Here is a 25572-nt window from a genome sequence, read left to right as displayed (position 1 = left end):
TTTCCTCATTATAATATGTATCATATTCTATGACAGCCTGCCCTTCAACAACTTGTTTTGCTTACCTGTAAAAATAAAAAAACTTCTCAAATGAGAAGTTTTCATATAGCATGATTATTATTTTCCTGCCAAACTTTTCTAAACTTTATATAACAGGCAATTCTCCAAGGAAAAATATACGATACTGCAACAACATAAAATAATAAACCTATTGTTTGCTGATCTAAGTCAACAATATATTTTCTTGAACCGTATCTCAAAACGACAAGTGCAATAAAAGTAATTAAAAAAGCTGCACTTTTTTTCGTATAAATATTCCCATCATCTCTTCGTTCATAATTTGTTAATACTATAAGCGGCACAGCAAAAAGTACACCAATGAATACCGCTATACTTACTTGCAATATAGCTGGATGTACGGGACTTAAAAACCATACAATACCTGGTGTTAAAAATAGTAATGGCCATAAAATACGTTTTCCTGATCCCTTTATTGACTTATGCATGGAGCGATAACGACGCCAAAATATTAGTAGTGCAATGCATAAAAAGACGGTTATTAGTGAGGACGTGTCTCCCATATATTTTCCTTCTCCCTAAAAAAATAATCTATCACTATTTTAAACTGTTCGTTCAAATGATACTTTACGAATAAATATACTACTAGTTATGATATAAAGAATTGTTAATCCAATTGAAATAACAATAAAATAAGGGATATCTATTAAAGATACATCATTTGTAAATAACAATCCTTTTATCCCTACTTCTCCATACAGCACACTATTTGTTGAAAGGAAAAGCGACCCACCAATCATGAGACCAATCCATTGAAATCTTTGCTTAAAAATTACTACTACTTGAAAGAAACATGCTATCGTAACATAAAATAAAAATTGTAAAATAAACTGTTGTATTAATTGCTCTCCAAAGTTAACATTTACTAAGTTATATTTTATATCTTGTAAAAATAGTATTTGAAGGAATGAAAACAATGCGGATTGCAACACAATATAACAAATCGCTCCGATAAAATATTGTATTCTCGTTATACCAAATGAAACTGCTAAACGAAATAAATCATCTTGAACAATGAAAACACTCCCTACTATAAAAATCATAATTGCAATTGAAGGATTATTGATAATTTCGGGTAAATAACCAACTTTCGCTTCATTTAAATGAGCAGCATATAAAGCTCCTTTTATTAATAAAGCTACAATCCAAAATATTAAAATTGCTTTATAATGAAAATTTATATGTAACCTCAATTGTTTCATTAACATCGTCATTCCACTTCACCACCAGTCATGTGAATAAATAGTTTTTGTAATGTAATTCTATCAATTACTAAACCTTCTTTTTCAAGAGAGTAACAATCTTCATTAGAAAGCTCTTCCCATATAACAGCAATACCTTTATTCCCATAAATTTCTTTATTTATAACTTTTTTATTAATCAAGAACTCCTCCACTTTACCTTTTTGCCCTGAAATAATATGACCTTGTTGCAATAAATCTTCCACTGTTGATTGAACAACAAGTGCACCTTCTTTTATGATAATTACTTCTTCAATAACATGGGTTACTTCTTCTACCAGATGTGTTGATAATATAATTGTTCTGGGATACTCCCCGTAATCTTCTAGTAGTAAACTATAAAATAACTCACGATGTGCTGCGTCTAATCCTGTAGTTGGTTCATCAAAAATAGTAATTGTCGCTCTGCTTGCTAACCCTTTAATAATTCCTACAACTGTTTGCATGCCATGAGATAGTTTATGGTATTTCTCTGTTATATTAAGCTGAAATTTACCCGCCAGTTCTTCAGCAAACTTCTGATCCCAATTTTTATAAAACATGTTACATATCTTAAAAATTTCTTTTACGCTATAACTTAAATGAGACTCTTCTTTTACTCTAACGAAACAAATATTTTGCATCGCTTTACTATTTTCAAAAACATCTTCACCAAATATTGATACACTTCCACTACTTGAAGTAATTTGTCCTGCTAGTAAATTTAATAAAGTCGTTTTCCCTGCTCCGTTCCTTCCAAGCAAACCATATATTTTATTCTCTTCCAATGAAATCGTTACTTCATTTACAGCTATTTTCTTTTTATACTTTTTCGTTACATCTTTCGTTTCAAGTGCAATCATCCCTCTTTCCCCTCCTTCGTAATCTTTTGGATCATATCCATCAATTCATCTTTTGATATTTCTAGTACTTTCGCTTCTTCCCACACTTTAGGTAAATATTCAGTCATAAAAGTATTTTGTCTTTTTTTTAGTACAACTTCTTTTGCTCCTTTTGCAACAAACATCCCGATCCCTCTCTTTTTATATAAAATTCCCTCATCCACTAATACATTCACCCCTTTAGCTGCGGTAGCCGGATTTATTTGTAACATCTTCGCAAATTGATTTGTCGATGGAACTTGTTCTTCTTCAAGCAATATGTCTTTTAAAATATCAGATTCAATCGTTTCTGCAATTTGTATGTATATTAATTTATTTTGTTCTAGAGTCGGCTTCACATTTTCACCACCTTAGGTTCATAGGTTCATTACTTATGTAATTAACCATATCACATAGAATTATTTTTTTCCATAAATTTCTTTTACAAAAAAGAGAGTCATTCAATTAAGAATGTCTCTCTTTCTAAAAATTCGAAGTTTCAACTCTTGTTCTCAAATTCTTTTCATTTATACCATTTTGACAAAAATTAAACTGTTGTCCCTCAATACATTTTGTACGATCTACTACTTGCCCTAAATGATAGCTTGTATGCTCAACCAAATGTAATAGACTTTGAAGATCAATATGCCTTTTTTCTTCCCAGACCTGTATATATGCTTTGCCCCACTCATCAAATATTTCTTCAACAGTTTTTAACAAAGCTTCAGAGCTTATTTGTTTCACTGGAAAATATTCTTCAATTCCATTTTCAAAAACTGTATTTGGATCCTTATAACGCCTTGTATTTCTCTGTAAATGTTCACAAATATGTAGTACGATTCCACCAATTGAATTAACAGAGGTCTCTTTTTTCCACAAATCTTCTTCACTAACGAGCCTAATTGCCTGTACTAATTTAGGTAAATAATGATCCTGCATTCTATGATAAGAAATTTTGTATACTAACTCCATCTTCTCCCCTCCATTATTTCAACTGGCTCACTGGATATTTAGCAAATAAAGATTTCCGAAAATCTTTATCTTCCACAAGCATTTTAATTTTTTCTTCATTGCCGTTAAAGAACTTTATAACTTTATTTTTATCCCATATATCTTTTTCTTTTGGAAAATCATCGAATTCCCTATGCAAAATTGATAACATTTCTTCCCTCATTATCTTAAAGTTTTTATTTTCTATTTGAAACTCATAAGCTTTTGCGTTTGGTACTAAAATTACTAGATAGGTAGCATTAAAGAGAAAATTCTTCTTCATCGTATCTTTCTCATCAAACCAATACGTCTCAATCATTTCTTCTGTAAGAGCTCCACTCTCTTTTGCACCATAGTTCACTTTTATATTTTCATTTTCTAAACTTATACTTTGAACTGTTCCACCACCAGGTAAATGATGAATAATTGCAACCACATCTGAATTATTACCAACGTATGTCCCAGTATATTTCTTAAAATCATCTGACCTAACATCATATATATCTTTTATTCTTTCCCCGTTAGAACAAGCCGTAATGAATAAAAAAATTGTTAGCATAACGATTATGTTATGATGCATATATTTCATTTAGCATCCCCCATTTTTATCGATATTTCGTTAATTACAATATTTACTTTCAAATCCCTTTTTAAATATACGCATTTTAATCAAAATTAAAAATTTTCATTTTTTATGTTTACAATTATCCATTAATTGTATATACTTACTAACGTAAGAAAAAAATTCTAAAAGGAGGTCGAAGGAAATGATGAAATTACAATTACATGCATTAACTTTAGCGTTAACTGCACCTGTGTTTTCTGGACAATTAAATATGAATTCGACCACCCTAATGGAGAATTGAAAATCGTACTTTATTTCATTTAATTCATAAATTCGCCACAGGAGGTCGTATACTTTCCTGTGGCTTTTTCACGCCCAGCCATAGGAGAACTGTATCTTCCTGTGGTTTTTTTGCGCGATTTTTTAGTCTCTTACATTATTTTTCTAAGAAAGGAGCAACATTCAATGACTATTAGCGTATTGTTTTTAAGTATTACGATTCAAAGAAATACAATTTCCAAAGATGAAATTCTTCATAATGAGCAAATTGAAAAAGCTATGAATGATGTTAAGGAGCGCCAAGCACTTTACTGTGATCACCTGTAATTCCTTTTTGAAAGGAGGAATTCATTTATGACTTTTCATATTTTCTTTTTTACGACTGTGCTTCAAAAACATACTTTATCTGAAACTGAAATCAATCGTAAACAACAGTTAAAACAACTGACTGATAAAATAACTGACATTAAAAGTTCATACTACACTCAAATGTATTAAAAATATATTTTAAAGGGGTAATATATTCATGAAATTTAAAGCATTCTTTTTAACCATCACCATTCAAAAACGTAAGTTTTCACAGAAAGAGATTTTACGTGAACAACACATCCAAAGCATTATGGACGAAGTAAAAGAGCGCCAATCTTCTTATTACACTCGTCTTTTCTAAATCACTTATAAAGGGGTAATTATTTTATGAAATTTAAAGTATTCTTTTTAACCATTACCATTCAAAAAAATAAATTTTCCGAGTCTGAAATGCTTCATGAGCGACAAATTAATCAGGCTATGGATTCTGTAAAAGAAAGACAAAGTCATTACTGTAGTCACCTATAATTTCTTATTACACTCGTTTTTTCTAAATCATTTATAAAGGGGCAATTATTTTATGAAATTTAAAGTATTCTTTTTAACCATTACCATTCAAAAAAATAAATTTTCTGAGTCTGAAATGCTTCATGAACGACAAATTAATCAGGCTATGAATTCTGTAAAAGAAAGACAAAGTCATTACTGTAGTCATCTGTAATTCCAATTCGAAAGGAGGAATTCACATATGAAGTTTCACCTTTTCTTTTTAACCATTACCATTCAAAAAGAAACAATATCTCAAAATGAATTAAAACAAGAAAGACAATATAAACAAGTTATTAATGAAATTCGAGATCGTAGAAGCAAATACTACACTCACCTTTAATCGTTTAACTATATGGAATTGAAAGGAGTCGATTATGATGTTGATAGCACGCTGTAAGGAAATGATTTGGATAGTTCAGAGGGATTCCACATAGTTTTATAGAGCTTATACCACACAAGTTTATCACTGAATTTGATGTATAAAAAATATATAATAAAATCAAATTAACCCACTTTTAATTATTTATTTATAAACAAAAGATACACCACTTAAAAAGCGGTGTATCTTCCTCAGTTTTTACTATTTTCGGTTACTTCTCTTCGTCTTAAACAATCTCACTAAGTTCGAAACAACTGTTTTTGTTACTGCATAAACTGGTACTGCTAAAATCATTCCGATAATTCCCGCAAAGTTACCTACCCCTAAAATTAAAATAATAATTGTTAGTGGATGAATATTTAATTTCGAGCTCATAATACGTGGTGAAATAATATTACTTTCAAACTGTTGTACAATTGTTACGATAATAATTACGTATAAGGCTTGCATCGGAGATACGAACAGTCCTACAATAACAGCTGGTGCTGCCCCGATAAATGGACCTAAGTTAGGAATGATGTTTGTAAATGCTGCGATAATTCCTAAAACGAAAGCGTACGGTAAATCAATAATTAAATAACCGATAAAAGTAAACGCACCTACAAATATACAAACGAGCGCTTGCCCTTGAATATATGCAGATAATGTTTCGTTCGTTTCCTTAATGATACGAAGCCCCTCTTCACGGTAAGATTCTGGTAATAAACTTACCGCTTTTCCTGGAAAGGCATGTCCATCTTTAAACATGTAAAATAAAATGAACGGTACAGTAAATACAACTAATGCAACGTTCGTGATAATACCAAATAAAGCCGTTGCACTCGACGTAATTGTATTTGGTATATCTTTTAAGTATTCAATCGCATTTTTTTCAATTGTTTCAATGGAAACGTAGTTTTGTGTAGATAACCATTCAAACAACCTATGATGTGATAATTCTTGTATGTATACTTTTCCCTCTTTTATGTAGCCTGGCATATTTTTTACTAAGTCCATTAGCTGTTGTGAAATCGTAGGAACAACTACTCCAACGCCAACCGCAGTTAATGTTATGATAAAAAGATATAACAGCAATATCGCTAAATTTCTAGGTACTTTTTTATTCTCCAAAAAGATTAATACAGGATTAAATATGAAGTATAAAAAAAGCGCGATTAAGATTGGGAAAAATAATGTTGATATGAAGATACCAATCGGTTGAAATAAAAATGATATTTTTGTGCAAATAAATATGATTCCTACAACCATTAGCACTTCTAATGTCCAAAAGTGCACTTTTGATTTCAAAAAAATGGCCTCCTTTAAACTAGCACTTCTCTTCATTGTACCAAAATAAGTATGAATTTCACATAATATTTTCCTTTACAATATTCCAAAATACCAATAAATACACTACAATGAGATTACATACAAATTTGCAGGTAAAGGTGATAAAAATGACACAATGCATCATTTGCAGAAAAGATACGAAAGAACTTAGTGAACAATATGTCATTCCAGAAATATTATGTGGATATTATTTCACAAACTCAATTTGTGATACTTGTCATGAACAAATGACAACAAATATTGATCGTCCTTTAATTAGGCATAAATTGAGTCAATTTAAGATTGAACAAATGAAAAGACAAATTGATTCCCCACTCTATACGAATGAGCACGGTGAGGAACTTGCGGCTGCTGAGACTGATGTTGTCGAAGTAAGCGACGAAATTCTTTATTCTAATGCATTAATTATGAAACTATGTAAAAAGCACGATATTTCCTTACATAATGAAATTTGGAAAGAGGAACGTGTAACGAAAGTAGCGAGTTCTATTCAACGTGAATTACTATTAGATAACCGTAAATATAAAATGAGTATATTAAAAATGGCTTATACATTCGCTGTACAAGCAGTTGATGGCTACTTTGAAGATCAAGATGCAATTGATATCTCTACCATTCTCTCAAATGCAGATTTCGTGGAACTAAAAGAAAAAAGCATTGTACGTGATTTAAGCAAAAGTTCTTTATGGAATACGCTAAATACAAGTAGTGAAAATCATTACTTTATTTTACTTAGCGATAAAGACGGTCTGTTTTGCTTCATTCGCTTGTTTGACATCTTTGATGTTGTCGTTCATTTATCAGAAAAAAGATTTGACCTTCCATCACCCATTGTCGGTGTAAATAATGTGAATACACAGAAATTTTATGTCCAAAGTTTAAAACAGTATATGGATGGGCTGTTCAAAGAAAAAGCACCTACTATATAATAGATACCAGAACATACGGTCTCCTTTCTTGATGAAAAGACACTGTGTTATAATGAGTATGAAAAGAACAATACAATCACATAAACCAATTATAAATTGTATATAAATAAAAAAGACTAGTGTGCGGCTACACACTAGTCCACGTAACTTAGCAGATTGGATTGTTCATTTATCCTATTTGTTTCTTACAAACAAAACAACCCACATTCTATAGGCATAGGTGGGTTGTTATTTTTTGAGCTTGTCTATTAAAACGACGACGAACGTTAACAATGCAACGAGAAACAGTCCACCCTGCAGTAGCAACGCTATTTCACTCACGTATTATCACCCCCCTCCTACTCGGAGAAGTGATAATTGAACAACCAACCGCACCTTAAGTTACCCTTTGATTTTACCATATTTTCTAATAATTTACGATGAAAACCCGCAAGCGAATAACTTGCGGATTTTTTATACCCTATTAACAGGCAGTAAACAAAATGAAGCAATAAATAAGTGAAACTTTATTTCTCACTATTTTTTTAATGCATATGCATCAGCAATCATTTCACCAACAATTTTATTTTCTTCTTTCTTCTTGTCTTTCAATAATGGGAATAACAATTCTGCCACTTCATACGCTTCTTCTAAATGCGGATATCCTGATAAAACAAACGTATCAATTCCTAACGATTCATATTCTTTTATCCTTTCTGCTACTGTATGCGGATCGCCTACAAGTGCAGTACCTGCCCCACCTCTTACAAGTCCGATACCAGCCCATAAATTAGGGCTTATCTCTAACGACTCTCTCGTACCTTTATTTAAATGTGTCATCCGTTTTTGACCAACCGAATCATATCTTGCAAATGTCTTTTGAGCAAGCTCAATTGTTTCATTATCCACATATTGAATTAAACGTTCGGCCTCTTCCCATGCTTCTTCTTCTGTCTCTCTTACAATTACGTGTAATCTAATGCCAAATCGGACTGTACGCCCCTTCTCTTCTGCAAGTTTTCTTACTTCTTCTACTTTTTCTTTTACTTGCTCTGGCGGCTCTCCCCACGTTAAATATACATTACTATGTTCAGCTGCTACTTCTTTTCCAGCAGCTGATGATCCTCCAAAATATATAGGAGGATATGGCGTTTGAACTGGTGGGAATACAACTTTACTATCTGTAACTTGAATGTGTTTTCCTTCTAAAGAGATCGTTTCACCTTGCAATGTCGATTTCCAAACTTTTAAAAATTCATCCGCTGCTTCATACCTTTCATCATGATCAAGATATAATCCATCTCCTTGTAGTTCAACTGGATCTCCTCCAGCTACTACATTAATAAGCAGTCTCCCATCTGAAATTCTATCAAATGTAGATGCCATCCTCGCTGCAACTGTAGGGGACATTAGTCCTGGTCTCACTGCTACTAAAAATTTTAGTTTTTCTGTTTCAGCAGCAAGAGCTGAAGCTAACACCCAAGGGTCTTCACATCCTTGACCAGTTGGAAGTAAAACACCCGTATATCCTAAATAATCAGCTGCCGCAGCAACTTGCTTATAATAACCATATTCAGCTGCTCTTCCTCGTTTTGTCGTTCCTAAATATCGACCATCTCCATAAGCCGGAATAAACCATAATAATTCCATGCCTTTACACACCCCTTATTTATTTTGAATCGTATACTAACACATTCTATATAAATTACCCCTAATAATTTATATGTTAATTCCCAGTCTCACCTTTAAAATTATCTCGCCATCTTAAAAACTTCGCTTCTAGTAAACGTACTAGAGAGTCAGAAAACTTCCCAACAAATGCAAAGATAATTATGCCGACAAATACGATATCTGTATTTGAAAATTGCCTTGCATCCATAATCATATAACCAATACCTTCTGTAGATCCCATAAGTTCTGCTACTACTAAACTCACCCATGCAACACCTAACGATAACCTTGCTCCTAGTAAAAGGTTAGGCAATGCAGATGGTAAAATGAGTTTCGTAATTAGTTTTCTTTTGCTAAACTCTAACACTCTCGCTACATCAAATAACTTTGAATCCACACCTCTAATACCTAAAAATGCGTTTACGTATAAAGGAAAAAATGCACCATCTGCAATTAATAACACTTTCGATGTTTCACCAAAACCGAACCATAATACGAAAAGTGGCGCAACAGCTAGATGAGGTACAGTTCTTAACATTTGCACAGATGGATCTAAATATTGCTCACTTCTCGTTGAAAATCCAACAATCGTTCCTAAAATGATTCCTAAGCCCCCACCAATAAAGAAACCAGCCGCAGCCCTGAATACACTAATACTTAAATGGCCGAATAACTCTCCTGTTTTAATAAGCTCTTGGAAAGCTAAAAAAATATCTAATGGTGTTGGTAAAACTGTTTTAGAAACAAGACCGAATACGCCAGCTAACTGCCAAATTATTAATATAATAACCGGTATAGTAATTGCCCTTACTAAAACTTTTACATTTAACTTTCGCACATTCTTAACTCTGTTTTTCTCAATCGTTATACTCGCTGGTTTCATAACAGCTTTCGTATTTTCCACTTTACAAAACCTCTTTTCACTTCGCTTTCAATGCTTTTTCTACGAAAGAATTATCTACAACTTTTTCCGCCTTAGTTTCTTTCTTTATAGAACCGAGCTTATATTGAAAATCCGCTGTCTTTTGTTGTTCTGCTATTATTTCCTTCGTTACCGGAACTAAAATTGGTTTGTCGTGATTAAACACTTCTTTTACGATCTCCGCATCTATCTTTTTTACAGAAGTATATACTTTTATTGCTTCATCTAAGTTAGCATCTTGCCATACACGTGCTTTCTCATAAACTTTGAGGAATTTCTCAACTAATTCTGGATGTTCTTTCGCAAATTTTGTTCTCGTAATTAAAAATTCTGGTGAAGAGACATTTAATGTTTCACCGTCTGCAATCACCTTCGCACCTTTATTTAACGTATGTAATGATATGAAAGGGTCCCAAATCGCCCATGCATCTACTGATCCTGATTCAAATGCAGGCTGCGCTTCATCTGGTTGTAATTGAATGACATTTACCTCTTTTGCATCAATCCCTTCTTTATCAAGTGCTCGATACAATAAATTAAAGGCACTACTTCCTTTTGCTACTGCAATTTTTTTACCTTTTAACTCTTTTACACTCGCAATCTTGCTATCTTTTTGAACGAGAATTCCAGTTCCTTTTCTCGCATAACTTGTATTGGCGATTTCGGTAAATCCAATACCTGCTGCTTGCGCTGAAATGACTGGAGAATTCCCTACTTCACCAAAGTCTAATCGGTTTGATGCGATTGCTTCAAAATAAGGAGGTCCACTTTGGAACTCTGTCCATTTCACTTTAACTCCTTCTTTTTTAAACTCCTCTTCAAACCACCCCTTTTTCTTTGCTAGTAATAGCGGGCTTAACCCTTGCTGTATACCAATTTGTATTGTTACATCTTCTTTCTTACTACTTGCTGTACTTTTTTCACATCCTAATAAACATACTGATATAGCTAAAGCAAAAGAAAGAATTTTAAATTTTTTATACATATAAAATCACCCTTTTCCTATATACTTGTTTGAATCAACCCTCCATATTCAAACTGCTGTAATACTTTCGTTCGAAGTTGTTGGAACGATTGAGAAGTTTTATTTCGCGGATAAGGCAAATTATTTTCAATCACTTTATGTATTTTCCCTGGTTTTGCACTCATAATGATGATTCGGTTTGAAAGATATATCGCTTCGTCTATATCATGTGTAACGAATATCATTGTTGTTTTCTTCTGCTCCCAAATATTTAGCAATACTTCTTGTAAATGACTTCGAGTAAAAGCATCCAGCGCTCCAAAAGGTTCATCAAGTAATAATACATTTGGATCTCTTAATAACGCTCTCGCTATCGCAACACGTTGTGACATCCCGCCTGAAATTTCTTTCGGATACGATTTTTCAAAGCCATCTAACCGAACGATTTCAACCCATTCTCTCACCTTATCTTTCACATACTTATCTTTTAACGACAAATCTGCCGCTATATTTTCTTCAACTGTTAACCATAGAAAAAGCCTATGTTCTTGAAAAATAAAACCTTGTTTCTTGCTCGTTTTTAAGATAGGCTCCCCGTCAATAACAACTTCACCTTCAAAATCATTATCTAGACCTGCAACAATTTTTAGTAATGTACTTTTTCCGCACCCACTCGGACCAATTACTGTAACAAAATCCCCTTCCTCTAATTGAAAATTAATATTCTCTAGCACTTGAACCGTACCAGTTTGTTTCAAAAAATATTTTGATACCCCATCAATTGAAACAGTCATTTCTTTCCCTCCTTAAAATGATTCATATAAATGAACAGATTCAGTATTTGTGCAATAAAAAAACCAAAGGCATTTTATCTGTTGATAAAATGCCTTTGGTTTCTCCAATCAGCAATACGTTATGGAATTAAGTACATATTATACAAATATTTCCGATAAGTCAACTAGGTTTTATTAAAACATACATATGATTTGTTTGAACATTTTACTTTTGTTTATTTAAACGACGTTTACTTACTATTTTTTCTGATCTTTAATCCACTGTAACCAATAAGAAAACTCACACGCTAAATGCATTTGATGGGATTTAATTAGACTATTAGGACAAAGGGCTGGGAACTCAACAACTAGACTTACTTCTATCCCTGTATCAGTATCTTTAAATTGATGTCGAACTCCACCAATAGTAGTACCATCTTTCATACGTGCAACACCTGTTGATTGGTATTGATAAGATTTATCTCTCGGTGTTTTCAATCCGGTTTCGTCACCAAAAACAATGAAAAATTGAACTGGAAACGGAGAATTACCAGTAGTTTCGATAACCTCTAATTCATTTTCCCCAAAGGGTCTTAGTACATAGTGATCAGGACAAGCAGATAAATTCACTTTGTTATTTTCACGTGATTGTTCAAGCATCAAACTATCAATTCCATGTATGGCTTCTTCTGCTGTAATCCCATCTAAATAAATACTAGTTTTTGAAAATTTTCGTCTATCGCCAGATAAAAGAGTACAGATACGCATACCTATTGCACTTAATCTAAGTTTTGATTTCAACTTTTCGTACATTTCATTGTATGTATATCGCAACTTTATTTCCGTTAGCTGTTTTATCATGACGTCTGTATCATTTATTTCAGGCTCTTTATGTCCTAATATATATAATACTTTTTTTATCCGTTCTCTTTTCCATTTTATAAGTTGCTCTTGTGAGATATTATTTCCATCGATAATAATTTTCATAAACTTTCTCCTTCCTTTTGATTGTATCGTAGTGTAGTTAATACTAAATTAACCATTTCATGTTTTGTATCTAGATTCAACTTTACTTCTGAATGAGCAATACTGCTAAGACCGTATAGAATAAACCCAGAAGCTAATAATGAGTTATCAGTATAAAAAACCCCTATGTTTACTCCCTCTTCAATTACTTGTCTAATTAACGGTTGCATACGTGCGAATAATTTCTGTTCCAGTTGAAAATGTTGTTCCGTCTGAAACGAACTCACATTTTTATAGGGTGCTAACTTTTCAATAAATGTCCAAAATATATCTAGTGAATCTTTCATCTTTTGCATGACAGACCGTTCATTTGAAACAAGTATTTCTTCAATTAACTCCATATTTTTCACAATACAGTCATTTAAAACTTCATCAACAAAATTCTCTTTAGACTTGAAGTAATAATAAAATAAGCCCGTTGCTACACCTGCATGATTCACAACATCTTTTATGCCAAATCCTTTCATACCATTTTTCATATATAGTTCAAAACCAATATCCATTAACTCTTGGCGTCTTACATCTGGTTCTTTTGATATTCTTTTCATACGTCATCTCCTACAATGTTTTCACCACGACTGAATCTGATTCAATCATAAACGACTGAACTTGATTCAGTCAATATTATTTCATAAATTTAAAATCGATTTAATAACTAAGCGACGAAATTTCTACAAAAAAAGAGTAATCTCAAGAGATATGCTACTAACCTTAGATTTATCAAAAAAGTTAGATCATATAACTTGAGACTACTCATTTCCATTCAAAATATTTATGTAATTAAATTTTATTTCCTCCGCACCCTGGCTGTCTCCAAAACTATTGGTGGAAGCTCTTTTTGAATGATTTCTTTTAATTCATAAAGAGCTTTCTTCACATAACCACCTTCGAAATTTCCTAATGGTTCTGGTAATTCATCCTCATCCAATATGAAATATTCTCCATTTGGAAGTACCATAATATCGATGATTAAATCTTCAAAGGAAACCACTTCATCTTTTATTTGTGTGTTTTTTACGATATTAAAATAGGAACCTAAATACTTTCCTTTTATATCTCTCCATACGTATAAATTGTACGGACGATCTCTCCAGTAATATGCGATTGTATAACTCCCTTTTGGGATTGTTAACTTAGTATCATTTGCAGTCATTGTAAATGAATACTGCACCTCGTGAAATAAAACGATACTTTGTGATTGCTTTTCAAGTAATAAGCAATTGTGATCTACTATTGTTGAGTTATACCGGATTTTTCTTTCTATAATTTCAATTTTCGATGTAAGTAACTTATTCATTATTTTGTTTCCCCTTATGCTAGTTCTATCCTCAATTATATCTATTTATGTAGTGATAAAGAAGTGTATAGTTTTTTATATAATGATTTATACAAGTACATAATAAAAACTCCTTCTTATTTAGAAAGAGTTTTTCACTATCCATGTTTCATATTTTTTCACTTCTAACGGAAACTCATTTGTTTTCATGCAACTAACAGTACTATTACTCATGTTTTAACTTTTCCTTAACCGCATCATAAAATTTTCGTTCTTCATCAACATTTAAGTAAACACGACTTACTGTTTTAGAAAAGCCGTATAACAACTGCGCTTTCACTGGCTCTTTTAATGTTATTTCAAAAGTAGCAGGTTCTTTTATGAACTCCATAACAGTTGCATCCAATACCTGCTTCCCTTCTTTTGCCGTTAGCAATTCACCCTTGTAGAACGCAATATTATCAATTTGTGTAAATGGCATAACAATTTTCTTTCCTAATCCGATTTGAATGATTACTTGTTCTTCTGTTACGACAAGTGGATTTTTGCGCATCGCTTGTATTTCAGCTATAAAATAAATCATCGCGTATACATTTAAAATAAGTAAAATCCATGCTATTACTGGATTCCACTGATGTAGTAAATAATGAAAACCAATGCTTTCAATTGCTGTTGCGTGAATAATCATGATATACACACCTATAGCACCAGTCTTTTTATGATATGAGTATACAGATTTACCTGTTGGTACTTTTTCACGCCACGATAAAAACGCATAATAGATTAACTTACACTCTGTTAGAATGACATCTATTAACTTACCTCTTTTCATAGTAGCGTCAAACGCTGCATCAATTGCATAAGAAAAGGAATAATTTTCTCTTCTATATTCTTTATATTTTTTTATTATTTTAGGAAGCACTCTAACAATTTTATAGAGAAGGAATAATTCTAGACCTACAAATGCAATTTCAGCCGCAGCAATAATATAAGAGATGAATGAAAAAGCTTGTAAATAATCACTTGGAATAATAAATCTTGCAAAAATATAACCAGCTATTACAACAGGAACTATATATGTTAACGAGTATCTTTTTCGAATAATGAAGAAATATGTGATGATTGGAATGACAAACAAGCAATCTAATAATGACCCAAGCACAACTTCTTTCGGCGCAACTGGTACAATTGGAAGGGCATACAATAAATAGTTTGATAGCATAATTAAAGAGACGAGTCCAATCCAAATACCTTTTCGCCTTCGTGATAGTGTAACCTTCATACGTTCACTCCTTTATTTAAAAACCTCATTTAAATGGTCTTTATAAAATGAAATGGCACGTTCAAATTCTTTTACTTCCTCTACTTTCACGACAGTTTCAAGTAATAATTTCATCGCTGATTCGTGATCGTTTACGTTATATTTTGCTAATGATAAAAATACTTTCATCGGAGCGTTCTCTGGAAATTTTTTCACCCCAGCTTCTAATACTGTAATTGCCTTTTCATATTCCCCTATACAACGATATGTACTTCCTAAACCAATATAAGCACCGCAAAGCGATTCGCCATCAAGTCCATTTGCGATTGCCTGCTCATAATACGGAACTGCTTCTGTTTCTAGCCCCATTACATCATGTATCCACGCACACTGATACAGTACTTCTGCATCCTTTGTAAAGTTTGTTAATCCTATAAGCATCTCTTTAGACTGCGCATATTTCTTTTCATTTCTAAGTTTAATAGCTTGCTTTAATAAATGTTCCATAGAATCCACTCCTCACCAATTATTCTGTGTATAGCTCTTGATTGGTATACGCTTCACATTCGTGTAAAAGTAAAATTCCCACCAATTAAAGTTTCGCTTACTTATTACTATGCGGATTCATTCTCATCTAAAAACTTAATTTTAAAAAGCAGTGACACGATTACATAATACCTCTAAGCTTTTGACAATTTCTTTCGCTGTTTCATCTTTCCCATTACACAACTTTCCTTTACCATCCTGTCCAATTACATAATGCACAGCCCCGCGCGAATATAAAGAATGTGGTGAATTCGCAATCATTACATTCGCCCTTGCTTCTTTCATTCTATTTTTTGCTCTTTCAAACAGTTCTTCTTCATTTAAATCACTTTCAAGTTTAAAACCAACAAGTACTGTTTCTGGGTCCCATTCTTTTATTTGTTTTAATACCTTTGGAGCCTTTTGAAAGTGAATAATCGGTGCTATATCACTTGAAATTTTTCCGTTCATATTAAGAACATTACCATCTTGATCACAAATTTTCTCTACAATCCAATCTGATCCAGCCGCTGCCATAATGACTGCATCAACCTTTTCATGTGATATGATACTTTTCATTTTATCTTGTAAATCAACGATTCCTTCAAATGGATGTAATTCTAACCCTCTATGTACATCACTCGGTTTCTCCGCAAAATAACCGTGTAAATATATAACATGTGCCCCTTTAGCTAGAAGTTCTTCTGCGATTATCCTTCCGATTGTACCTTTGGCCATATTCGTATGCCCGCGTACTTGATCCCATTTTTCTAGACAACCACCGCTCGTAATTAATACCTTTTTCCCCTTCATTGTAACCATCCCTTACTAATTTTTCTTACGAAACCATTCTGTTCCAAAGTCAACTATATCACGCTGTTTCATTAGACGACACGTTGCATTCCCTATCTTCCCATTTTTTACAGTTCCTTCTCGCTCAAACTCCACACCAATTTCTACAAACTTCTCAGATTCGTAATCCATTTCAACAAACTCTTTCCACACTCTTTCACCGTTTTCTATAATAGGTGCTCCTACTTGTATTAACTCACATGCACCAGAACGCACCTCGGATAAATGAACAGACGTATTGGAATCATATCCAACACCAATTAATAATACGTACCCGTCTAAATCATATATTTTTCTTAATGGAGATTCTTCTCCAAAGCTCATTGATAACGAATGGTTCATTGTTATTTCTACTGCATGTTTTCCCCATGCAGCAAAACTTCCTAACGGATGATTGCTACGTACTACATTCGGATATGTACGAAAACATTCAACTATTTCACCCATTCCCCTTGTTGGGGTTATACGTGAATCAAATGCTGGGACGTTATCTCGGATAATTTGCCACCAGTCTTCCGGTACAGGTGGTCTTGACCAATGTTTCGGATCGGACAAATCCGAAGATTGCGTTGGCATTATTATCGTTCCTTCTTCCGTAACAACTTTCATTAATGCTTCTACTACAGCAACGGCACCACCAGATATCCACCCGATAGAACTTAGTGATGAATGAACGATAATTGTCATTCCTTTTTCGACTCCTAATGCTTTTAAATCTTTTGTTATTGTTTCGATTGTATTTGGAAATTGTGTACTTGCTACTATTTCATTCATTTTCATATTGGTTCCCCCACTAGCCACGTAAATTTAAACTTTTATATAAATATATTATCATATTTTTCTCAATTTTTAACTTAATCATATTCATTACTACAAAAATATGTATATTATTATACTGAAGCCTCAAAACTCTATTAAAATCGTAGATAATGATGAGCGAGAGTTTTTTTGAAATGAAGAAAAATGTAAATCCTATTTTTTCAAACTATACTCCATATACATATTTTTATACTATTTTTCCATGTAACAATGAAGTCTTTCTATCCCTGGATATTTTTCTCCTAAACTTTTAACTTGAAAACCAATTCTTTTATAAAATTCTACCGCCCCATCGTCTGTCTCCGCTTCTATATAAGTCAATTGATATATCCTTACCACTTCTTTAATCATTTGCAGTGCAATTCCTTTTTGACGATAATCTGGAGCCACTGCTATATGACATATGCGTGCTTTAGTTTCTCCGATTATTTCAATACCTAGACAAGCTTTTTCTTCATATTTGTACAAAGTCCCTTTATTACTTTGATAAAATATTACTGCTTTCTTTAAGCTTATTTCATTTGGACCGACGGCATATTGTAGCACATTTAATATTGAATCTTTCTCAATTTGTTTAACACACTGTAAATTCATACTTTCATCCCTTTCTATGAAAAAAGACTAGCTCTTAATAAAAAGAGCTAATCTCATTACGCCGTTATTTTTTCTTCTTTTTTTACAACGACAGCCACATAACTATGAAGTATCATTCCAATAATAACGAGACTCATACCAATCCAAGATAATGATGATGGAATTGGTGCAGATAACCAAATCAACTCTCCTACTAGCGCAAATAAAACTTCACCAGACTGCGTCGCTTCCACTGTTGCTAATTTTTGCGGATCATCTTTCACAAGATCTGTTGCAAAGAAAAATAATACTGTCGCGATTAACCCAGAGCTAACTGCTACAATAAAACATTGAAAAACTTGGCTACTTGACGGTAATCCGCCTGTTGATACTTCGTAACCAGATAATAAAAACCAAAATGGTAAACTTGCTAATGTCATACCGAGTACTCGCTGAAATACATCTAATTCCCCTTTACAAACTTGCATCATTTTTCTATTTCCAAGAGGATACGCAAATGCTGCAATAAGTACAGGAACTACACATAAAACGGTTTCACGAATACCTAATGAAGAAGCATGTTCTACTTGCATGAGAACGACACCGAATAAAATAATGCCCGACATTACTAATTCCTTCATCGGAAGTTTTTTATGTAGTGGATCCACCGCAAAAAATGGTGTTAACAAAATCCCTGCAACGATTGTAATTTGCCATGTTGATGCAACGAGCCAACCTGGTCCGAACGCTCCAGCAAAACTAAGCGGTGCATAAAAGAGACCAAATCCAACGATACTCCACACTAACCATTCTTTCGGATTGTTTTTCATATATTGAAAGAGTTGCTTTAAGTTCCCTCTATACATAACAATAAGTAATAGCATTGGAACCATAAAATAATACCGTAATGATGCACTCCAAATCCAGCTTCCACCTTCTAAGTCCATTGCCCTGTTCAAAACAAAAGTAAAGGCAAAGAAAAATGATGCCAGTATTCCTATAACAATTGCTTTCATTGTAAAACCCCTTGTATTTAATTTTTTATCTCTATGACCTATATTTTAGTATACGCGATGAAAAATCTACATTCAAACTTACATTTCACTTTAGGATGATGAAGGAATTGTAGTAGATTTACATGGGAATAAAGTGCATTGGTATGAAATCGAGGCCATTACATATCAAAATTTTCAAGGGTCAAAATCTACTTTAATCTCGACCCACTATACTCACCATGAAAATATACGCATCCGCTATAAAAGATGGCTACCAACTATTGCACATTCAATTTACTGGTTTTCTATTGAGAAACCAAAAGATTATCATAAAAATTTAATGATAGCTTGGGAAGAAAAGCGAACGAATAAAAACAAACGCCTCCTTTAATTATTATTTAGGGGCGTTCGTTCATTCAAAAATTAAAGAATATGTAGTTTATATTCTCTGTATAATTTCCTCAATCGACTTATATGAGCTTGATGATACCGATTATGATCTGCTATATGCCATATTCCCCATCTTATTGTCGCAGTTTCGCCTTTTTCATACAAAACTTCCCGCGTTAAATCAGTTTCTGTTAGTTTCATACATTCTTCATAAAACAATTTTTGCACTGCTTCATAATCTTGCATTAACTCTTGCAATGTGTTTTTTCTTAAACTTGGTAATTCTCCTACTTCATTTAACATAGGACCATATTTATTTTCAAATGCTGGCGGAACATCTTCTCCCTTGAAACGATACACCCAATGTAAATCAACAACTGCTAAATGCTGAAGTAACTGCCCAATACTATTTTCATTATTTTCAGACCCTTTATAGGATAGTTCGTTCTCTTCAGTACCTTCGACTAACCTTTGCAATCTATTAAACGTATCAGCAACCGTCGCATACAAAATCGCTACTTGAGGGTCCATTTTTCTTTCTAAATGGAGATCTTTCATACAAAACTTCCTCTCTTAAAAGAACAACACCATATGTTCATCATCACTATACACACCATTCATTTTTATAGCCCTTTTTTCAATTCCGTATGTTTTAAATCCCATTGATTCATATAATCGTTTGGCTGGTTCGTTCGTTGACACAACCCCTAAATTCAATTGCTCTAGCTTCATCTCTTTTGCCCTTTCAATTGCTTTACGTATTAAATCACGTGCAAGACCACTTCTTCGATTTTCAGTATCTACATACATTGCAACGATATGTCCTTTATGCTTATATGCGTCTTTTTCTTCTGTTAATAAAGTAACAACCCCAACTAAACGATTTTCATTATTAAAAGCACCAAATGTAAAACTACTGTTGGATGAAAGATTACTAGCAACTCGTTCAAGAGGGTTTTCTTGACGTACTGCTTCTTCATAAGTCGTTATAAATGCTTCTGGATTTACTTGTAGTGCTTGTAAACGCAACTCCCAATATTTTTTTGCATCCGCTTTTGTAAGTAATCGAATCATTTTATTTTCCCCTTTTTAATTTACATAATATTTTTATAGGTTATTATTTTTTTGATTCATACTCTTCTTTTAATATACTGTAACGATAGCGATGAATGAACTTTCCCTGTCTCAATCGATCATTTCTCATTAACCCTTCGCATACAAATCCGGCACTTTCATAACTCTTTTTAGCTTTTGTATTATCTTCATCTACACGTAACCAAATTTTCTCCAATTCAAACTGAGAAAAACCTATTTGTAACATGCTGTTTAGAGCTGCCATTCCAAATCCTTTACCCCAATAGTCTTTATTTCCAATCGCAATTCCTAGTTCAGCATTTTTATTTGTTTTATCAAAATTTTTAAGGTCTACCCATCCAATATGTATACCTGTCTCAGTAACGATTGCCCTTTGTTCATAACCATTTTTTCGGCTTATACAAGCTTCAATCCAGTTTCTCGTATCTCCACGAGTGAACGGAGGATATTGATCTGGTAAAACTAAATGCTTTGTTACATCTCTATCTAATGACCATTGATAGCGATCTTCTACATCATCTAGTGTCAATTCTCTTAATTGAACATATGGTACATTCATTTTTTTCTCCTCTCTTTATTTACCAATAGAAAATCCTTCGAACACTCTTCCACCATACTGTTCTAACGTCTTTTCTATAAAATGAATTAATTCATTTTTCCCTCCCGTTTTATAAAAATGATCAAAAGCGGCTACAAATTTGTTTGCATATTGCTCATCATATCTTTTTAGCACTCTAATAAACCATTTTGAACTCCCAAGCCACTTACCATTTACTCTTAATACATATTCATGTACTAAATCGGCTAATAAATTAGCGATAAACAATTCTTCTTCTCTTTTTGTTGCACCAATAAAGTCATCTAAAGTATCCGTAATAAAATATCGCTTCTGCTTAATCGTTTCTTCGGTCCATTTAGCTGGTCCTTTATGTAGTAAATCATTCGCTTCTTTTTTTAATTTCTCAACAATTTCCTGTTCCCCTTTTAAGGCAATCCCTTCTGAAACTAATTGTGGTAACGACGGCCTCCCTCGATCACAATCCATTTTGAAAAAGGTTTTATATGTTTCGAAATTATGAACAAACACCTCAACAGGCCATCCATTACTATAGAAAGATTCTCTATAACAAGAAGTTAAACTTTGATCGACTATTACAATGTCAAGGTCAGATGTTTTCGTCGCTTCTCCTCGTGCAACGCTTCCGCCGAGTAAAGCTACATCACAATTCGGAAATTGTAATGTAATTATGTTTTGTGCTGCTTCAATTGGTTTCATAACCGATCCTCTTTTCTTATTTCACTTTCTTTTTTTCAGCTCTTTCTCTCGCTTTTTTTATATAGCTTTCTGCATCTGGTGTTTTACATGATGTTGCACCATGATCAACCTCTATTTTTCCAATTTCACTTGCAATTTCAATCGCTTGTCGCTCTAAGTCTTCATTACGAATTCCTATTGCGATTAAAGCACTATTCATCGCTTCTTTTTTTCTATTTTTTTCATTATGTATATTTTCTTTAATCTCTTCTAAGTACGGAGAGAAGAAATCATCATGTAGCGTTTTATTTTTAATCGCTATATTTGCTAATAAAGACCAGCCAGCTCTTCCAATCCATTCATCATTAGACTTTGTCCACTCTTCCATTCTTTCTATTGCAATTGGCGAAGTACATATAGATGTCATCAGAACATCCATTAAACAGTAATAATCAACATCCTGAATCCAACTATTAAGCTGTTCTGTCGTTATTTTTTTCGGGTCTAAAATATAAGTTGCTAATGTCATTGCGTCCATATTTTTCGTTTCCCACAATTCAACTGCTAAATCGTGATCTTTTTTTATCTTCTTTTTTAACAATTTTAAATTCGCAAAACTAACTCCAAATAACGGCTCTTTCGCTCCGTGGTTTTTATACGTTTTTCGATTTTGTTCTGTTCCATATTCCTCTAGTTGCTGCATTACTTCCTCAAGTAACATATACCCACCTCTTTATCTTTTATGTTGACTGTATATATGTATGTACGATATATTCTACATCACTTTTTGTTTTTCCTATATATATTTTTAAAATACGGTATGTGAAATTTCTAAACATTGCACAGCTATACCATCAAAAAACTGTACATGTTAAACATACAGTTTTTTGATGGTATCAATTTTGCGTAGAATAAGATATAAACTACGAAAGAACTTTTAATGGTCCTCTCAATCACCTATTTTTTCAACTGAATTTTTTACATCTGACCACTCTTCTATTGACCCTGCGTCCGGAAAAACTGTAACTACATTAAAATTCGCACCTTTTTCTTTCCCAATTTGTTTAGCTGCTAATAAATTCGCTGCCGCAGAAGTTCCTATTTTTATACCAGTATCTTTGTAAAAACGTGCCATTTCATACAGGGTATCTTCATATGAATAAGTCCATTGTTTTTCTATCAAATTTTCTTCCTGTTCTATGAAATGTTGTTTCCTTCCTAAGCCGAACCCACCTGATCCAGCATATTTCTTTAAATCATTTGGTGGTTGTTCCGAACCATAAGGCAATTCAGCAGGCATTACTAAATGTAGTTCAACATTTTTTGTATAATTCTTTATTGCTGTATAGACTCCCATTAGAGTTCCACCAGTACCAGCAGATGCTACCCATGCATGTATTGGTTTTCCAATCATTTGTGCAATAATTTCTCGCCCTGTACCTTCTATATGACTTACTAGATTTGCATTATTATAATGTTGGAATAAAAAATATAATTCTGGCTTTTGTTTGCTAATCTCTATTGTTTTCTCAATTACTGCGTAGAACCCTTTACATTTATCAACTAAGATTACGTTAGCACCATAACGATCAAGTTCATTTAATAGAGATTTATCGGTTCCAGAACTTAAAACTAACGTGCATTGAATCCCTAAATAATTACAAATACACCCAATTGACCTCGCTAAGCTTCCACCACTATACTCTAAAATATTTTGTTTTTTGTCCGCTTCTTGTAAATATTTATTAATCATTCCAAGTGCTGCCCTATCCTTAATCGATCCTGTAGGGTTATGCCATTCACATTTAGCATAGATAGAAAGATCCTTCGTTTCTTTGCATTCTAATTTCACGAGCGGTGTATTTCCAACATGTTTAGAAAACGCTTCAAAATGGTTTACTATCATACTTTTATACCTCCTTCATAAATTATGTTTACTACATTTGTTCTTAGCCAAAATACTTTCTACATTTTAATAACTCTCTCAATAAAAATTTCTTATATAAAAATCCCTACAAACACTGTAGGGATTTATGTCTAAATCATTTTGTTACACTCTATTTCATATGAAAATAGTTTTCTTATTCAGATGCATTCATAAGCACAATTCTCCAACCGTCTGGATCCTCTATTGTGGTTCCTTTCTCTATCCAATACGGGTTTTCAGGTTCTACCTCATGATAGCCCATATTACTTAATCGATTCACTATCTTTTCAATTTCATCTTTAATAGGCATATAAAAAACTAGTAAATTATCTTTTGTCGGTGCCGGACATGGACTTCCATTAACATGTGTAGTAAACTCCAAATGATACTCTTCATCTGGTAAGCCAAACATAACCCCATCATATCCTTCATGATTGTGAAATTCCCCTATACGTTTTAAACCTAATCCTGTTTCATAAAAACTTATCACTTCTTCAAATTTATCTGTTGGTCTTGCAATTCTAAATTGAACCCAATTCTTCATGCAAATCTCCTCCTTTTCATTTTCCAAAGCTTTATAGTAATTAGTATAGGTTACATATATTCCCTTTAACATCCCTCATTAGTGTGAACTTCCTAAGTTGAAAGACCTATTAGTTAATAAACAATAGGACTTTAGTATAAAATTCATATAAAATTAGTTATATAAATATAGAGATGAATTACAAGCTATTACGTATGAAATAGTTCTCCTTGCAGGGCCTTTATATACCGATCAGCAGATCTTTGTACAGCTTTATTCGCATCTTCCACCACACCATGAAATGCATTATATAGTCGACTAAATTGGATATCTTTTACCTTCTCTGCCATATCTCTAACTTTATTCGCTGGTAATGGAATGAGATTGGGATAACTATACATAAAACTTACCCATTTCCGATCCGAAACTACTTGTATAATATCACCTGATAACAAAATACCTTTCCCTTCATTACCGTCTTTCCAATGTATAACAGTTCCACCCTTAAAATGGCCTCCTAAGCGATGCAATGTAAGTTCTTCCGATAATATCAGATGCTCCCCAGACCAAAATTTAATTTGCTTACTCGGACGAACCACCCACTCTTTATCATCTTCATGAATATAAATAGGTACATTGAATGTTTCCGCCCATTTAACTTGTGTAGAGTAATAATGTGGATGAGAAAGTGCTATTGCTTGAATACCACCTAAATCATATATACGTTGTATCGTTTTATCATCTAAATAACTAATGCAATCCCACATAACATTTAGAGTTTTACTTTGTATTAAAAATGCTGTTTGTCCAATCGCAAATTTAGGTTTAGTAGTAATGCTATACAAACCGCTTTCTTCTTTTATTATTTCGTTTTTGTATAAATTGCTATTTTGCATCGTTTCTAATGTTGTCCATGACTGCCCAATTGGATTAACATATTGTCTTTCCTCATTACAAATTTTACAGCGAGAAGGTGCTTCTTCATTTTCGGGATACTGTACTCCACATGTAGTGCAAATATAATTATCCATATTCCCACTCCTTTTTTCATGTAATTGTTTCTTTACCAATATTTTAATAAAAAACAAAAATATTCGAATCAATAATTGGAACGAAAATGAAATGATACGAAAGTATGATTTGGTGATTGAAAGTTTAAATAATAAAGTTTAAATTCATCCTATTTTTCAAAACTGCAATTGATATAAAATCTTGCATACTTTTGAGTAAACTTTTTT

General features: G+C 32.9%; 35 protein-coding genes and 1 pseudogene. 7 read left to right on the top strand and 29 right to left on the bottom strand.

The features are described from left to right. Window positions 1-101: 101 nt before the first annotated feature. From ACTFSL_RS04570 to ACTFSL_RS04545, 6 genes are all read right to left on the bottom strand, one after another. On the bottom strand, window positions 102-581 hold the full coding sequence (locus ACTFSL_RS04570) for a CcdC family protein (protein WP_440041257.1): 480 nt from the start codon (window positions 579-581) through the stop codon (window positions 102-104). A 39-nt stretch (window positions 582-620) separates the two neighbouring features. Beyond that, window positions 621-1292, bottom strand: coding sequence for a DUF4052 domain-containing protein (locus tag ACTFSL_RS04565; protein WP_000178200.1), 672 nt, complete (start codon window positions 1290-1292; stop codon window positions 621-623). Then, window positions 1289-2161, bottom strand: a complete 873-nt coding sequence (locus tag ACTFSL_RS04560; RefSeq protein WP_000560921.1) for an ABC transporter ATP-binding protein — start codon at window positions 2159-2161, stop codon at window positions 1289-1291. Before ACTFSL_RS04560 ends, ACTFSL_RS04565 begins: the two co-directional genes overlap by 4 nt. Beyond that, entirely contained in the window at window positions 2158-2538 is a 381-nt protein-coding gene (locus ACTFSL_RS04555; RefSeq protein WP_000805185.1) for a GntR family transcriptional regulator, read from the bottom strand. Before ACTFSL_RS04555 ends, ACTFSL_RS04560 begins: the two co-directional genes overlap by 4 nt. A 124-nt stretch (window positions 2539-2662) precedes the next feature. Next, a complete protein-coding gene (locus ACTFSL_RS04550; protein ID WP_000424637.1) occupies window positions 2663-3151 on the bottom strand; it encodes a DinB family protein in 489 nt (162 codons plus the stop codon). A gap of 13 nt (window positions 3152-3164) precedes the next feature. Then, on the bottom strand, window positions 3165-3758 hold the full coding sequence (locus tag ACTFSL_RS04545) for a DUF4825 domain-containing protein (RefSeq protein ID WP_440041255.1): 594 nt from the start codon (window positions 3756-3758) through the stop codon (window positions 3165-3167). Window positions 3759-4199: 441 nt separating this feature from the next. Here ACTFSL_RS04545 and ACTFSL_RS04540 point away from each other — a divergent pair, with 441 nt between their 5' ends. Genes ACTFSL_RS04540 through ACTFSL_RS04515 form a run of 6 tightly spaced genes read left to right on the top strand, consistent with a single transcriptional unit; the run spans window position 4200 to window position 5211 of the window. After that, a complete protein-coding gene (locus ACTFSL_RS04540; protein ID WP_000156193.1) occupies window positions 4200-4340 on the top strand; it encodes a YrzI family small protein in 141 nt (46 codons plus the stop codon). A 27-nt stretch (window positions 4341-4367) separates the two neighbouring features. Then, complete coding sequence (locus tag ACTFSL_RS04535; protein ID WP_000142712.1) at window positions 4368-4511, top strand: YrzI family small protein; 144 nt, start codon at window positions 4368-4370, stop codon at window positions 4509-4511. A gap of 28 nt (window positions 4512-4539) precedes the next feature. Continuing rightward, complete coding sequence (locus tag ACTFSL_RS04530; RefSeq protein ID WP_440041253.1) at window positions 4540-4683, top strand: YrzI family small protein; 144 nt, start codon at window positions 4540-4542, stop codon at window positions 4681-4683. A 26-nt stretch (window positions 4684-4709) separates the two neighbouring features. Then, window positions 4710-4850, top strand: a complete 141-nt coding sequence (locus ACTFSL_RS04525) for a YrzI family small protein (protein WP_000669805.1) — start codon at window positions 4710-4712, stop codon at window positions 4848-4850. A 52-nt stretch (window positions 4851-4902) separates the two neighbouring features. Next, complete coding sequence (locus ACTFSL_RS04520; protein WP_000669806.1) at window positions 4903-5043, top strand: YrzI family small protein; 141 nt, start codon at window positions 4903-4905, stop codon at window positions 5041-5043. A 27-nt stretch (window positions 5044-5070) separates the two neighbouring features. Beyond that, a complete protein-coding gene (locus ACTFSL_RS04515; protein ID WP_000668498.1) occupies window positions 5071-5211 on the top strand; it encodes a YrzI family small protein in 141 nt (46 codons plus the stop codon). 240 nt (window positions 5212-5451) lie between these two features. Here ACTFSL_RS04515 and ACTFSL_RS04510 read toward each other — a convergent pair whose 3' ends face one another. Continuing rightward, the gene (locus ACTFSL_RS04510) at window positions 5452-6537 is read right to left on the bottom strand and encodes an AI-2E family transporter (RefSeq protein ID WP_000837892.1); all 1086 of its coding nucleotides are present in this window, start codon (window positions 6535-6537) and stop codon (window positions 5452-5454) included. A gap of 149 nt (window positions 6538-6686) precedes the next feature. Here ACTFSL_RS04510 and ACTFSL_RS04505 point away from each other — a divergent pair, with 149 nt between their 5' ends. Further along, the gene (locus ACTFSL_RS04505) at window positions 6687-7508 is read left to right on the top strand and encodes an HNH endonuclease (protein WP_000189709.1); all 822 of its coding nucleotides are present in this window, start codon (window positions 6687-6689) and stop codon (window positions 7506-7508) included. A gap of 228 nt (window positions 7509-7736) precedes the next feature. On the opposite strand, the gene ACTFSL_RS04500 is transcribed toward ACTFSL_RS04505, so the two are convergent. The 22 genes and pseudogenes from ACTFSL_RS04500 to ACTFSL_RS04395 all read right to left on the bottom strand — a co-directional run bounded on the left by ACTFSL_RS04500 (window position 7737) and on the right by ACTFSL_RS04395 (window position 25365). Beyond that, window positions 7737-7829: a putative holin-like toxin gene (locus tag ACTFSL_RS04500; protein ID WP_001289320.1), complete on the bottom strand. Its 93-nt coding sequence runs from the start codon at window positions 7827-7829 to the stop codon at window positions 7737-7739. Window positions 7830-8024: 195 nt separating this feature from the next. Further along, window positions 8025-9137: an FMNH2-dependent alkanesulfonate monooxygenase gene (ssuD, locus tag ACTFSL_RS04495; RefSeq protein WP_000422246.1), complete on the bottom strand. Its 1113-nt coding sequence runs from the start codon at window positions 9135-9137 to the stop codon at window positions 8025-8027. Between the two features lie 76 nt (window positions 9138-9213). Then, complete coding sequence (locus tag ACTFSL_RS04490) at window positions 9214-10062, bottom strand: ABC transporter permease (RefSeq protein ID WP_000432128.1); 849 nt, start codon at window positions 10060-10062, stop codon at window positions 9214-9216. 16 nt (window positions 10063-10078) lie between these two features. Continuing rightward, window positions 10079-11065 (bottom strand): aliphatic sulfonate ABC transporter substrate-binding protein, encoded by a 987-nt coding sequence (locus ACTFSL_RS04485; RefSeq protein ID WP_060852027.1) that lies wholly within the window; start codon window positions 11063-11065, stop codon window positions 10079-10081. A gap of 17 nt (window positions 11066-11082) precedes the next feature. Then, window positions 11083-11838: an ABC transporter ATP-binding protein gene (locus tag ACTFSL_RS04480; RefSeq protein WP_440041252.1), complete on the bottom strand. Its 756-nt coding sequence runs from the start codon at window positions 11836-11838 to the stop codon at window positions 11083-11085. Window positions 11839-12075: 237 nt separating this feature from the next. Continuing rightward, window positions 12076-12804: a hypothetical protein gene (locus ACTFSL_RS04475; protein WP_000691330.1), complete on the bottom strand. Its 729-nt coding sequence runs from the start codon at window positions 12802-12804 to the stop codon at window positions 12076-12078. Further along, the gene (locus ACTFSL_RS04470) at window positions 12801-13391 is read right to left on the bottom strand and encodes a TetR/AcrR family transcriptional regulator (protein ID WP_000822621.1); all 591 of its coding nucleotides are present in this window, start codon (window positions 13389-13391) and stop codon (window positions 12801-12803) included. The genes ACTFSL_RS04475 and ACTFSL_RS04470 overlap by 4 nt, the downstream gene beginning before the upstream one ends. Before the next feature lie 239 nt (window positions 13392-13630). Next, window positions 13631-14140 (bottom strand): DUF402 domain-containing protein, encoded by a 510-nt coding sequence (locus tag ACTFSL_RS04465; RefSeq protein ID WP_001037883.1) that lies wholly within the window; start codon window positions 14138-14140, stop codon window positions 13631-13633. A 205-nt stretch (window positions 14141-14345) separates the two neighbouring features. Then, window positions 14346-15401 (bottom strand): hypothetical protein, encoded by a 1056-nt coding sequence (locus tag ACTFSL_RS04460; protein ID WP_119683559.1) that lies wholly within the window; start codon window positions 15399-15401, stop codon window positions 14346-14348. A 12-nt stretch (window positions 15402-15413) separates the two neighbouring features. Next, entirely contained in the window at window positions 15414-15887 is a 474-nt protein-coding gene (locus ACTFSL_RS04455) for a tetratricopeptide repeat protein (RefSeq protein WP_000400636.1), read from the bottom strand. 141 nt (window positions 15888-16028) lie between these two features. After that, a complete protein-coding gene (locus tag ACTFSL_RS04450) occupies window positions 16029-16718 on the bottom strand; it encodes a phosphopantothenoylcysteine decarboxylase domain-containing protein (RefSeq protein WP_000676726.1) in 690 nt (229 codons plus the stop codon). Between the two features lie 15 nt (window positions 16719-16733). Then, complete coding sequence (locus ACTFSL_RS04445; protein ID WP_119683560.1) at window positions 16734-17537, bottom strand: aminoglycoside N(3)-acetyltransferase; 804 nt, start codon at window positions 17535-17537, stop codon at window positions 16734-16736. A 231-nt stretch (window positions 17538-17768) separates the two neighbouring features. Continuing rightward, window positions 17769-18170 carry a GNAT family N-acetyltransferase gene (locus tag ACTFSL_RS04440; protein WP_001053116.1) on the bottom strand — a complete coding sequence of 134 codons (402 nt, stop codon included), beginning with the start codon at window positions 18168-18170 and terminating at the stop codon, window positions 17769-17771. A 56-nt stretch (window positions 18171-18226) separates the two neighbouring features. Further along, a complete protein-coding gene (locus ACTFSL_RS04435) occupies window positions 18227-19165 on the bottom strand; it encodes a DMT family transporter (protein ID WP_000644594.1) in 939 nt (312 codons plus the stop codon). Between the two features lie 402 nt (window positions 19166-19567). Further along, on the bottom strand, window positions 19568-20092 hold the full coding sequence (locus ACTFSL_RS04430) for a DinB family protein (protein WP_000653845.1): 525 nt from the start codon (window positions 20090-20092) through the stop codon (window positions 19568-19570). Window positions 20093-20107: 15 nt separating this feature from the next. After that, entirely contained in the window at window positions 20108-20608 is a 501-nt protein-coding gene (locus tag ACTFSL_RS04425; protein ID WP_000620314.1) for a GNAT family N-acetyltransferase, read from the bottom strand. Window positions 20609-20651: 43 nt separating this feature from the next. Continuing rightward, on the bottom strand, window positions 20652-21188 hold the full coding sequence (locus ACTFSL_RS04420; protein ID WP_001102491.1) for a GNAT family N-acetyltransferase: 537 nt from the start codon (window positions 21186-21188) through the stop codon (window positions 20652-20654). Continuing rightward, window positions 21145-21905 (bottom strand): annotated as a pseudogene (locus tag ACTFSL_RS04415) (nucleotidyltransferase domain-containing protein). Before ACTFSL_RS04415 ends, ACTFSL_RS04420 begins: the two are co-directional and overlap by 44 nt. 16 nt (window positions 21906-21921) lie before the next feature. Further along, on the bottom strand, window positions 21922-22605 hold the full coding sequence (locus tag ACTFSL_RS04410) for a DNA alkylation repair protein (RefSeq protein WP_000923449.1): 684 nt from the start codon (window positions 22603-22605) through the stop codon (window positions 21922-21924). A 228-nt stretch (window positions 22606-22833) separates the two neighbouring features. Then, window positions 22834-23790 (bottom strand): PLP-dependent cysteine synthase family protein, encoded by a 957-nt coding sequence (locus ACTFSL_RS04405; RefSeq protein WP_017656505.1) that lies wholly within the window; start codon window positions 23788-23790, stop codon window positions 22834-22836. A gap of 175 nt (window positions 23791-23965) precedes the next feature. Next, complete coding sequence (locus ACTFSL_RS04400) at window positions 23966-24355, bottom strand: VOC family protein (RefSeq protein ID WP_000800667.1); 390 nt, start codon at window positions 24353-24355, stop codon at window positions 23966-23968. 188 nt (window positions 24356-24543) lie between these two features. Then, on the bottom strand, window positions 24544-25365 hold the full coding sequence (locus tag ACTFSL_RS04395) for an MBL fold metallo-hydrolase (RefSeq protein ID WP_000371021.1): 822 nt from the start codon (window positions 25363-25365) through the stop codon (window positions 24544-24546). Between the last annotated feature and the right edge of the window lie 207 nt (window positions 25366-25572).

Source organism: Bacillus cereus group sp. MYBK108-1 (genome assembly GCF_051917185.1).
GTDB lineage: Bacteria > Bacillota > Bacilli > Bacillales > Bacillaceae_G > Bacillus_A > Bacillus_A cereus.
The sequence above is the reverse complement of the archived record's forward strand: the minus strand, read 5'-3'. Positions and strand labels throughout refer to the sequence as shown.